Here is an 11255-nt window from a genome sequence, read left to right on the forward strand (position 1 = left end):
TATCTACAGAACTTTTGCTCCTGCGCCAGACCTGTAGCGGTCTGGCCCCTCCAACGTGAGCCGTTCAAATGTGTGTGAGGCTTGCCTGCAAAGGCAGCCTTGAAGCCGACTGGGATGTTGAATGGGCCGCAGCGACGACCCATTCATGTTCTTGTCAGGATCGCCGGGCTGCGCCCCATCGCGACGCCAAGGTTGTATACCCGCGCCTGGCAAACGTTACGAAAAAGCCGCGCCATTCGGTCAATGATGCAATCACGCCGCGGGCCGCCATGACAATTGTTCGAGTGGTCCGGCCTTGAGCGGCCTGTGGCAGGCCCGTCAGCGCAACGGCCAATGCCTCGACACCGGACGCGGCCCAGTGCGTCCACACCTGATTGAACATTCTGCTCAGCCCACCGTGCGCCGTCGCGACAGGATCCGGCAACTGTACGGTTTGGCCATGGGGATCGTGGACGGCGGTCCGGTGACCGCCACGCATCATCGTTCCCATCGCCCCATCGTAGGCTTCTATTGCAGGTGAGACATTGGGTTGCATCAGCGCAGGCACTTCCCCGCCATAAACAACGTTGGCCACGGTGGCAAGGGCATAGGCGGCCGTCGCTCCGGCGGTGCGCGTGACCCTGCCGCGCAGGGGCGTGCTGCCCCAGGAGATGCCGGTACCGTGCCCACGAAGGACCTGCTGCACCAGTTCTCTGGAGAGCGCGCGCACATGTCCGCCCAACCGCTGGACCGCCACCGGGTCCCAGCTGTGCTCGGCTTGATCACCTATCGAGTCGCCATGCATGGCATACCCCATACCCGCGGCACCTGCAAAAATAGCACCGATCTGTGGCGCATATCGCGTCCAGTTACCGGCGATACCGGTGCTCATATGTGCCGTGGACACTGCATCCAGCACCGCAACGGTAAGGCGCAAGATTTGGTTGCGTTGTGCCGTGGGCTGGACGGTACTGAAGACCGCCAGATCGACGCCCGTCGCAATTGCATTGGCGATATAGGTGGATAAACCATCGCGAATCGCTGCCGCCGAGGCCGGTTGTATCCTCGGGCGCATAACCCTGCCTATATTCGCGAGCCTGCGGCTGATGGAAAGCCTGCGTATTTGTTTATCCTGCGACTCCTCCAAAGCCGGTGTGGCAGCCAGCCCTTGCGCATCGACCTTGCTAACCGGATTACCGCCAACCATGGCGTACAGATTCAAACCATCGGCATCGCCAATCGGGTCCGGGCTGATCCATCGGCATAACCACGGTGCGTAATACCTGAAGCCGTAGTAAGACAACCCACTGGCATCGCGCTCCTTGCCCGAGTAACGGATGAACCTGTAACTCGCCTCACTGGCATTCTTCGCCGCCCACCAGGCAGTCCCGCCGAAGGGGTAATAACTTTCCTGGCTGAGCAGTTGCGCCTGCTCGCCCAGTTCCAGGCTGCTGCTGCCCAAGTGGTCCGACAAGCCGTAACGGATCTGCGCGTCCTGGCGCCCCCCCGAAGGGTGGCGATCCCAAAGCAGGACGCGGACCGTGGTCGTACCAGCATCAAGGTTGAGTACATTCAGTTGCTCACCCGTCGCGCTGTCATGCCGAATTTCCAGCCCCGGCAAGTAGCGCACCTCGGCCCTATGCAGCACGCCCCGGGCCTGGGAGACCCGGCGCTTGAGGATGCGCTGGCCCGTGGCATCGTAGGCGTAACGTTCTTCATCGTCGTTGCCGCCCTCGCGCCGCACCTGCGTGAGGCGCACCAGTTGATTGCGCACATCCCAGCCCATCTTGTGATCGCCTGCCAACGCTTGCAGATTGCCATTGCGGTCAAAGCCCTGGCCCAACCCCGGCGCAGTCTTGCCATCGGCCTGCGGCAAAAAATGATTGCTGCCCGCGGCCACGCTCATCTGCCGCGTGAAGCCCGTGCCGCTGCTGGGCACATGTTGCAACTCAAGCATATTTCCGGCGGCGTCATAGCTGAACCGCTGGGTGTAGCGACGCCATACGCTGTCGTCAGTCGAGCCGAACGTCACACTCGCTGGTAACGCCGGGCCTCCAGTGTTGCCGGCGGTTTCGCGGCCGGTGGCCTTGGTCAGTTGCGATAACGTGTCGTACTCATAAAGGCTGGTCGAACTGATTCGGGTGTTGCTGGACCATTGCGTCGGCTGGGCAAGGTCATCGATCCGCACGACGTTGCCAACGCCGTCATACTCGTAGCGCAGGTCTTGCAGCGCTGCGCCCGGTCGCGCGGGCAGATGGGCAGTCATTTGCCGCAAGCGACCATCGAATTCACGGTAGTGCATGGCACGCACAACGCCGTTGCCGGCGCGTTCGCTGAGCACCTGACCCGCTGCGTTATAGTGCCGCTGGCCCAGTACCTGCGTACGCTCGCCGCCCCTGGGCGTCACAAAGATGCTCGCCGGCTGGCCGTCAATGCCGTAGGCGTAGTCGAAGCGATTGCCCTTGGCGTCCGTGTGATGCAGGCGCTCACCCAGCGCGTTGAACCCAATGGATGTCTGGAATCTCTCGGGCTCTAGGAGCACCTCGCGTTGTGCGTACAGCTGCGGCCAATCCAGCGCGGCATCCGCCTGCCGGAAGCGTCGGGTCTGCTGAGCAACTTCTGCGTGCACCCCATACCGCTCGTGGAACAACGAGCCGCCGCCGTCATCGTGGCGAACCACCCGGCCGCAGCGGTTGCGCGCCGCCTCTTCGTTCGAAGATGCAGCATAGGCAAGACGCTCGACGCACAACGCTTGCCCGTCACTGGCCGCCTGCTCGAAGACCGCCACCGGCCGCAGATATTGATCGTAGCGATGAGCCTGGTGAGCGCCCCGCCCATCCCATTCTTCCAGTAACTGCCCAGCCTCCCCCATCAGCGTCAGCCGCCAGCCGGCATCCACGCTGTCGGTGCGCAACGCTTGTCCACCAAGGCTATAGACCGTGCGTTGATTGGGCGCGGTGTCAGGCTGTGAGCGTGACAACTGCAACAAACGTGGGTCCCACTGTTCAATCATCAAGCCCGTACTGCCATACACCTGACGATGAATGCGCATCTGCGGTTCAACCTCTGTGCTTGAACGGTGGTAATCGATGTTACGAACAATTAACCCACGCGGGTCGACTGCGACCAGGGACGGCGTGTTTCGATGGATGGAATCAGACATGACCTCAGGACCTTATTGCTGAACAAGTAGTCCTGAGAGCCTAGGGATGAGGGGATGAGAAAGGTGGTGCTGGAGGATGCTTTTGTGTATCCAGTTACTGGCATCGCCCCGACCCGCTCACGTGTCAGCGTGCCGCCCGCCCTGACACCCTCGGACGGCTGGGTTTGTAGCGACGCCAAGCTCGCGCGTTTGACTCCCAAGGCGCGTCGACCCGTTGTTGGTGTCGATAGAACGTCACACGGCCTGCCAGTTGCAGACGATGCCGATAAAGCCAACGCAACTCCGAACCTGTGGCGGAAGTCGTGGACTTATGGATCACATCATCCACGTCCAGATTATCAAGGGCAAAATGCACCTGCCGGGTGCTCTGAGGGTCCGTCAGCGTCTTCAACGCCGACTTACTGGCGCGGCTGACCAACTTATGCTGGAACTCACTCAAGTCCACGTCGATATAATCCTTCAGAGTACGCTCGAACGAATACTCACTGGAAGCAAGATCACTGACGAACCGCTTCGCGAACTCCCGGTTGGCGGTGGTCGACGTACAGCCCGAATACTTCGACACAATAGCGCCATAGAACTGTTGTGCAACCGACGAGCCTTGCTCCGTGAGCCTTTGCTCATACTCGTGTTCATCGATCCTGCCGAGCTTGAACTGAATGAACATGGGGGCACTTTCCTTTCTCAGCCTCGCAGTCGCCGGCCCTATCTCCTCGTTCCCGAAATAGGCGGCCATTATGTCCCCACGTGCAGTCAGCTTCGACCAGAAGCTGCGGTAGAGACGCACGGTATCCGCCAAGCCGAAAATGATATCGCCACGACTGGGTTGGAATTGCTCGCCAAACGTCGTTTGCGTGCCATCGGCATCCCTGAACCCTACGGGATTGCCTCGGGCCATCGCATACAGGTTCAAGCCGTCCACATCGCCCATCGGGTCCGGGCTTATCCAGCGCTGCAACCACGGTGCGTAATAACGCGCACCGTAGTAGTACAGGCCCGTGGCGTCGCGCTCCTTGTCGGAGTAACGGCGAATCTTAGGGTGCCCACGAACGATATTGCTGGTTGCCCACCACGCCGTTGCGCCATAAGGATAGTAATGCTCCTGGCTCAACAAGCGAGCCTGCTCGTCCAGTTCCAGCGCACAGCTCTTGAGGTGATCCAGAATGCTGAATCGCAGTGAGTGGGTACTCATCTCGCTGGGTTTGCCCGACTCCCATTGCACCACGGTGACTCGCCCACCGCCCGTATCAATGTCCAGCACATTGAAGCGCTGTGCCCTTTGCTTGTGTACTTGCAGGCCCGGCAGGTAATAGGTTTCCTGGGTGTAAGGTTTTGCACGAGCCTCACGGCTGCGAACCTTGAGTGCGCGCAGGCCTTGACTGTCATACAGGTAACTCTCCACGTCAGGGTCACCGTTCTCACGCTGTACCTGGGTGGTGTAGGTCAATTGATTGCGCACATTCCAGGCCGCCTGCTGTGTGCCGTCGAGCGACAACTGATTGCCATTGGCATCGAACGCCCCATCCCATTGAACCTGCCGCCCTTGCGCTACGGGCACGGCGCGGTTCGTGAGCGCCGCCACTTGCATTTCGCGGGTATAGCCTGTGCCGCTGGAGGGCACGTGTCGAAGGCGCGTCAGATTGCCCGCACCATCATAGGCATAATGCTGGGTGTAATTGCGCCAGAGCCCCTGATCCGTCGCCCCGAACTGCACCTGCGTTGGCAAAGCCCGGCCCCCGGCATTGGCGCTATTTTCCCGACCGCTGGCCTGGATCAACTGATAAAGCGTGTCGTACTGGTAGCGATTAACCGCATCAATCCGGGTGTTGCTGTGCCATCGAGTCGGTTGCGCCAGGTCGCTGAGGCTGAGGATGTTGCCGACCGGATCGTACTCATATACCAGCTGCTGCAGCGGCGTGCCGGCCTGCCCTTGGCGGTACACCTCAAGTTGCTGCAAACGACCGTCGTGCTCGGCGTAACGGGCGACTTTGGTAACGTTATTGCCCGCCCGCTCGGACACGACTTGGCCGCTGGCGTTGTATACCCGCTGATTCATCAACACTTGGCGCTCGCCGGTCTTGAAGATCAGCAGCATTTCCAACACCCAGCCCTGTTGCCCATAGCGCCACTGTAGGCGGTTGCCCTTGGCATCGATCTGCTCCAGCATTGCACCCAGCGCATCGTAACGCCAGGTGGTGGTATAGGCCTGGCGTTCCGTCAGCAGATCCTGTGCCTCATCGCTGTTTGGCCAGTCGACCAGAGCGATATCGGCGCGAAACCGTCTGGTTTGCTTGATGACGCGTTGATCGATCGCGTACGCCTCCACCAGCAGCACACCCGCCGGGTCCGCATGGCGAATCAACCGTCCACAGCGATTGCCGACGACCTCGGCCGAGATTGCGGGCGCGTACGTCATACGCTCGACACAACGGGGTGACGGGTCCTCTGCAGATTGTTCGAACACCGCCACAGGGCGCAGCAAACTGTCATAGTGAAACGCTTGGAGGGCGCCGCGCGAGTCCCAACTGTGCAACCGCTGCCGCGCTGCACCGTACATGACCAAGCGCCAACCGGCATCCATACTCTGGGTTCGCACGGTTTCACCCGACAGGCTGTAAAGGTTCGATTGCGCCGCCACCCCGGTCGAGCCAAGGGCGAACTGACGTGGGTCCCACTGTTCAAGCAAAAAACCACTGGCACTCAACACCTGGCGATTGACCCGCGCCTGAGGGGAGTCCGCGAGCGTTGCACGATGATACTGCACAGTGCGCACGGCTAACCCGCGAGGGTCAATGGCCGTCAAGGTAGGCGTATTTCGATGAAGGGCGTTAGACATGAATTCATGACCTGTTTTGCACTAAGGTCAACAAATCCTAGAGGTACCGGCCTCGATAAAGGGGTATAAAAAGTAGCCTTGTGTAACCAGATTCTGGCACCACCTGTCGAGACCAGCAGGCTTGGCGCCTGCTGGCCTCAAAGGTTTTCAGTGCCCGCCGGCGCAGGTCGGCGAGGCCGGGGCTGCGTCGATCTTCGCCCATTCCTCAGGCGTGTAGGTATGCAGCGCCAACGCATGAAATTCGCTCATCAGGTCACCCAGGGTGGCGTAGACCTTCTGGTGGCGCTTGACGCGGTTGAGCCCTTCGAACTGCGGGCTGACCAGCACGGCCTTGAAGTGGGTCTGCAACCCACGGCTGTGCATGTGGCTTTCATCCAGCACACTCAAGTGTTCCGGGCCCAGGGCGGCGAGCGCCGTTTCGATACGCTGTTGCATGGTCATTGCTGCTTACTTCTTCTTGGCCGGTGCGGCACCTTTTGGCGCCAGCTCATTGGTCATGTCTTCCAACAGCTTGTTCACCACCGGTACGGCGCTTTCCAGTTTGGCCTGGGTCATCTGGGCCGATTGCTGAGTCAGCTGCGGCATTTTTTCCAGGACTTTCTTGCCCAGTGGCGACTGGTAGAACGCTACCAGGTCCTTGAGCTCGGATTCGCTGAAGTTGGTGGTGTAGAGCTTGACCATATCGGGCTTGAGCTTCGGCCAGCCGATGGCCTGGTCCAGGGCGGCGTTGGCCTTGGCCTGGTAGCTGTCCAGTACGGACTGCTTGGCGGCAGGCGCCTTGGTCTGTTCGAAACGCTGGGCGAACATTTGCTGCACTTGCATGTACACCGGGGTCCCCAGCTTGTCAGCGTGGGCCAGGGTAAGGAAGGCTTCGGCACTGGCGTTGTGGCTGGCGGTATCGGCAAAAACCTGGCCGCTGGCGCAAACCAGAGCAACCGCGGTACAGATGGCACGAAGACGAGTCATCGAGTTTCCTTTTCTAGCAGGCGAGGTAAGACCCCAAGGGCGCCCATTCTGCGCCTAAAAAACCTCGCGGCTCAACCCCACCCCACGTAGGCCCTGGTTTTGCGGGGCGCAATGGCACAAATGCGGATTTAGGGAACCCACGGCAGCCGCCAGGGCCTAAACTGACCAATCACGACTGGATAAGGAGGGTGCCCGATGAGCCGTATCGAAACCGACAGCCTGGGAGAAGTACAGGTCCCTGATGATGCCTATTGGGGCGCGCAAACCCAGCGCTCGCTGGTCAATTTTGCGATTGGCGAGCAGCGTATGCCGCTGGCGGTATTGCATGCCCTGGCCCTGATCAAGAAGGCCGCCGCCCGGGTCAATGACCGTAACGGCGACCTGCCCGCCGATATCGCCCGGCTGATCGAACAGGCTGCCGACGAAATCCTCGACGGCCAGCATGACGACCAGTTCCCGCTGGTGGTCTGGCAGACCGGCAGTGGCACCCAGAGCAACATGAACGCCAACGAAGTGATCGCCGGCCGCGCCAACGAACTGGCCGGCAACAATCGGGGCGGTAAAAGCCCGGTACACCCCAACGACCATGTGAACCGCTCCCAAAGCTCCAACGACTGCTTCCCAACCGCCATGAGCATTGCTGCGGTGCAAGCGGTGCACCAGCAACTGCTGCCTGCTATCGCGACGCTGTCCGGTGGCCTGGCGGAACTGGCCGCGCGGCATATGAAGCTGGTCAAGACCGGCCGCACCCACATGATGGACGCCACGCCGATCACCTTCGGCCAGGAGCTGTCGGCGTTTATCGCCCAGCTCGATTACGCCGAGCGCGCGATCCGCAGCGCCCTGCCCGCCGTGTGCGAGCTGGCCCAAGGCGGCACTGCTGTCGGCACCGGGCTCAACGCACCCCATGGCTTCGGCGAGGCGATTGCCTCCGAACTGGCGGCGCTGTCGGGCTTGCCCTTCGTGACCGCACCGAACAAATTTGCAGCCCTCTCCGGCCATGAACCGCTGGTCACCTTGCACGGCGCGCTGAAAACCCTGGCCGTGGCCCTGATGAAAATCGCCAACGACCTGCGCCTGCTGGGTTCCGGCCCACGCACAGGGCTGGCCGAAGTGAAGTTGCCGGCCAACGAACCGGGCAGTTCGATCATGCCCGGCAAGGTCAACCCCACACAGTGCGAAGCGCTGTCTATGCTGGCCTGCCAGGTATTGGGCAACGACGTGACCATCGGCATGGCCGCCAGCCAAGGGCACTTGCAGTTGAACGTGTACAAACCGGTGATCATTCACAACCTGCTGGAGTCGATCCGGCTGCTGGCCGATGGCTGCAACAACTTCCAGGAGCATTGCATCGCGGGTCTTGAGCCAGACGCCGCGCAAATGGCCGAACACCTGGAACGCGGGCTGATGCTGGTCACCGCGCTCAACCCGCATATCGGCTACGACAAGTCGGCAGAGATCGCCAAGAAGGCTTACGCCGAAGGGCTGACACTGCGCGAAGCCGCGCTGGAGCTCGGCTACCTCACCGACGCCGAGTTCGACCAGTGGGTCCGCCCGGAAAACATGCTCGGCGCTTAAACCGATATCCGCAGCCGCCGGGCCCTGAGCCCGGCGAGCAGCGAAGGCGCCAACGCCACCATCGCCGACCCCGTCACCACCACCAACGCCCCCACATACCCCAAGGCATTGATCTCTTCGGCCTGCACATAGTCGGGCCACAGCCAGGCCGCCAAGGCCACCGCCACAAAGGTCACCAACGGCGTCAACGCCAGGGACGCACTGACCCGCGAGGCTTCCCAATGCGCCAGGGCTTCGGCAAATGCGCCGTAGGCCACCAGCGTATTCATGCAACACGCCAGCAGCAGCCATCCTTGCAGCGGGCTCAACTGCAACGCCTCCAGCGGATGCGCCCACGGCGTGAGCAACACCGCGCACGACAGGTAGATCACCATCATCACCTGCAACGAATTCCACACTGTCAGCAACTGCTTCTGCCCCAATGCATAGAACACCCAGATGGTGGTGGCGAGCAGGATCGTCAGCACACCGGCGGTGTAGGTGCCCATGGACGTCAGCAACTCCACCAGGCGTTGGTTGAAGAACAAACCAAAGCCGATAATCAGTACCACCAGCCCCACACCCTGCCCCAAGCTGAAGCGCTCCTTGAACACAAACACACTGGCTACCATCAGAAAGATCGGGCCCATCTGCACTACCAACTGCGCGGTGCCTGGGCTGAGCATTTTCAGCCCAACCAGATACAGCACGTAGTTGCCGACCAGGCCGCACACCGCCATGCCCACCAGCCAGCCGCCCCTGGGGCCGAGCACTTTACGGCTGGGCAAGCGCTTGGTGGCAGCCAGATAGACAAACAGGCAAGTACCGGCCACCGTGAGGCGAAACCAGGTGACGGTGATCGGATCCATCACTTGCAGCACTTGCTTGAGCTTGACCGGAAGGATGCCCCACAGAAACGCGGTCAGCAGGGTCAGGAAAAAGCCGTAGACCCAGCGGCCGGAGGAGATGTGCATGAGTGCCCCAGATGCCAGAGGAAGTGGAACCGCATTCTAGGGGCAAGTCACTGGATTGGGATACGCCACAATCCTAAATGTGGGAGGGGGCTTGCCCCAATGCCAGTCAGTTAAGAGCTAGAGCAGACAACTAGTGAGCTGTGGCCCGATGAGGGAGTGTCAGTCAGCACATCTGTGACTGACTCACCGCCATCGGGAGCAAGCCCCCTCCCACATTTGGACCGAGCCGGGTGCAGGCTATTTCTTTTTCTTTTTGTCGTGCTTATCGGTTTTAGCGAACGCATCCTCCAGCGCCCGGTTGATGGTGCGCAACACCTTGACCCGCGCCCAGCGCTTGTCATTGGCTTCTACCAGGGTCCAGGGCGCCACCTCGGTGCTGGTGCGATCAACCATGTCGCCCACCGCCGCGCGGTAGTCGTCCCATTTGTCGCGGTTGCGCCAATCATCTTCAGTGATCTTGAAGCGCTTGAACGGGATTTCCTCGCGGGCCTGGAAGCGCTCCAGTTGGGTGTCCTTGTCGATGGCCAGCCAGAACTTGACCACGATCACCCTCGCATCGCGCAATTGCTCTTCGAAGTCATTGATCTCGCCATAGGCGCGCATCCAGTCCGCCGGGGTGCAAAAGCCTTCGATGCGTTCCACCAGCACGCGGCCGTACCAGGAGCGGTCGAACACGGTGAACATGCCACGCGCCGGGATCTTCTGCCAGAACCGCCATAGATAAGGCTGGGCGCGTTCGTCTTCACTGGGCGCGGCAATCGGCACGATGTGGTACTGGCGCGGGTCCAGTGCTGCCGCCACACGACGGATCGCCCCGCCCTTGCCGGCTGCGTCGTTGCCTTCGAATACGCTCACCAGCGCGTGTTTGCGCATGCGTTTGTCGCGCATCAGACCAGAGAAGCGCGCCTGCTCGGTGATCAGCTGTTCTTCGTAATCGTCCTTGTCCAGGCGCAGGGTCATGTCCAGGCTGTCGAGCAGGCTCTTCTGGTCAACCGAGGCAAGCAACGGCGCCGGGTTCATGCCGCTGGCCTTGACCTTGGCCTGTTTCAAGGCACTTTGCAGTCCATCCAGCAGGATCTTGCCCACGGTCAGCCCACGGTAATGGGGGTCGACGCCTTCGATCACATGCCACGGCGCGTAATCGCGGCTGGTGCGGCGCAGCACACGCTCACCGAAATGCACGAACTTGTCGTAGGTCTCGGACTGCTGCCAATCCAGCGGGCTGATGCGCCAGCTGTGCAGCGGGTCGTCGGCCAGGGCCTTGAGGCGCGCCTTCATCTGTTTTTTGGACAGGTGGAACCAGAACTTGAAGATCAGCGCACCTTCATCGCAGAGCATTTTTTCCAGACGTTCGGCGCCGGCGATGGCCTGGTCCAGGCGCGCATCCTTGATCTGCCCATGCACCCGGCCTTGCAGCATCTGGCTGTACCAGTTACCGAAAAAGATGCCCATGCGACCCTTGGCCGGCAGTTGCCGCCAATAGCGCCAGGCCGGCGGGCGCGCCAGTTCTTCGTCGGTCTGCTGGTCGAAGGTGCGCACTTCGATCAGGCGCGGGTCCATCCATTCATTGAGCAGCTTGACGGTTTCGCCCTTGCCCGCGCCTTCGATGCCATTGATCAGGATGATCACCGGGAAGCGCTTCTGCTGCTGCAACTCGTACTGCACCTCCAACAAGGCTTCACGCAGGGCCGGCACTTCGGCGTCATAGGTGTCTTTGTCGATGGCGTGACCGATTTCGGCGGATTCGAACATGGGCAGCTCCGTTTCAAGATGGCTCAAG

7 protein-coding genes are annotated in these 11255 nt (G+C 61.0%); 1 reads left to right on the plus strand and 6 read right to left on the minus strand.

The features are described from left to right. Positions 1-154: 154 nt before the first annotated feature. From E4P01_RS03780 to E4P01_RS03795, 4 genes are all read right to left on the minus strand, one after another. Positions 155-3142: an RHS repeat-associated core domain-containing protein gene (locus E4P01_RS03780; RefSeq protein ID WP_216091878.1), complete on the minus strand. Its 2988-nt coding sequence runs from the start codon at positions 3140-3142 to the stop codon at positions 155-157. Between the two features lie 124 nt (positions 3143-3266). Further along, on the minus strand, positions 3267-5978 hold the full coding sequence (locus tag E4P01_RS03785; protein WP_078821921.1) for an RHS repeat-associated core domain-containing protein: 2712 nt from the start codon (positions 5976-5978) through the stop codon (positions 3267-3269). 147 nt (positions 5979-6125) lie between these two features. After that, positions 6126-6419, minus strand: a complete 294-nt coding sequence (locus tag E4P01_RS03790; protein ID WP_032880157.1) for a BolA family protein — start codon at positions 6417-6419, stop codon at positions 6126-6128. Between the two features lie 6 nt (positions 6420-6425). Then, positions 6426-6944: a DUF2059 domain-containing protein gene (locus E4P01_RS03795; RefSeq protein WP_032880156.1), complete on the minus strand. Its 519-nt coding sequence runs from the start codon at positions 6942-6944 to the stop codon at positions 6426-6428. 195 nt (positions 6945-7139) lie between these two features. Here E4P01_RS03795 and E4P01_RS03800 point away from each other — a divergent pair, with 195 nt between their 5' ends. Continuing rightward, positions 7140-8522, plus strand: coding sequence for a class II fumarate hydratase (locus E4P01_RS03800; RefSeq protein ID WP_032880155.1), 1383 nt, complete (start codon positions 7140-7142; stop codon positions 8520-8522). Here E4P01_RS03800 and E4P01_RS03805 read toward each other — a convergent pair. Beyond that, a complete protein-coding gene (locus E4P01_RS03805; RefSeq protein WP_216091879.1) occupies positions 8519-9475 on the minus strand; it encodes a DMT family transporter in 957 nt (318 codons plus the stop codon). The genes E4P01_RS03800 and E4P01_RS03805 overlap by 4 nt on opposite strands. Before the next feature lie 237 nt (positions 9476-9712). Next, positions 9713-11227 carry a polyphosphate:AMP phosphotransferase gene (gene pap / locus E4P01_RS03810; protein WP_078821923.1) on the minus strand — a complete coding sequence of 505 codons (1515 nt, stop codon included), beginning with the start codon at positions 11225-11227 and terminating at the stop codon, positions 9713-9715. Between the last annotated feature and the right edge of the window lie 28 nt (positions 11228-11255).

Origin of the sequence: Pseudomonas sp. NCIMB 10586 (genome assembly GCF_023127895.1) — a bacterium.
Taxonomy (GTDB): domain Bacteria; phylum Pseudomonadota; class Gammaproteobacteria; order Pseudomonadales; family Pseudomonadaceae; genus Aquipseudomonas; species Aquipseudomonas synxantha_A.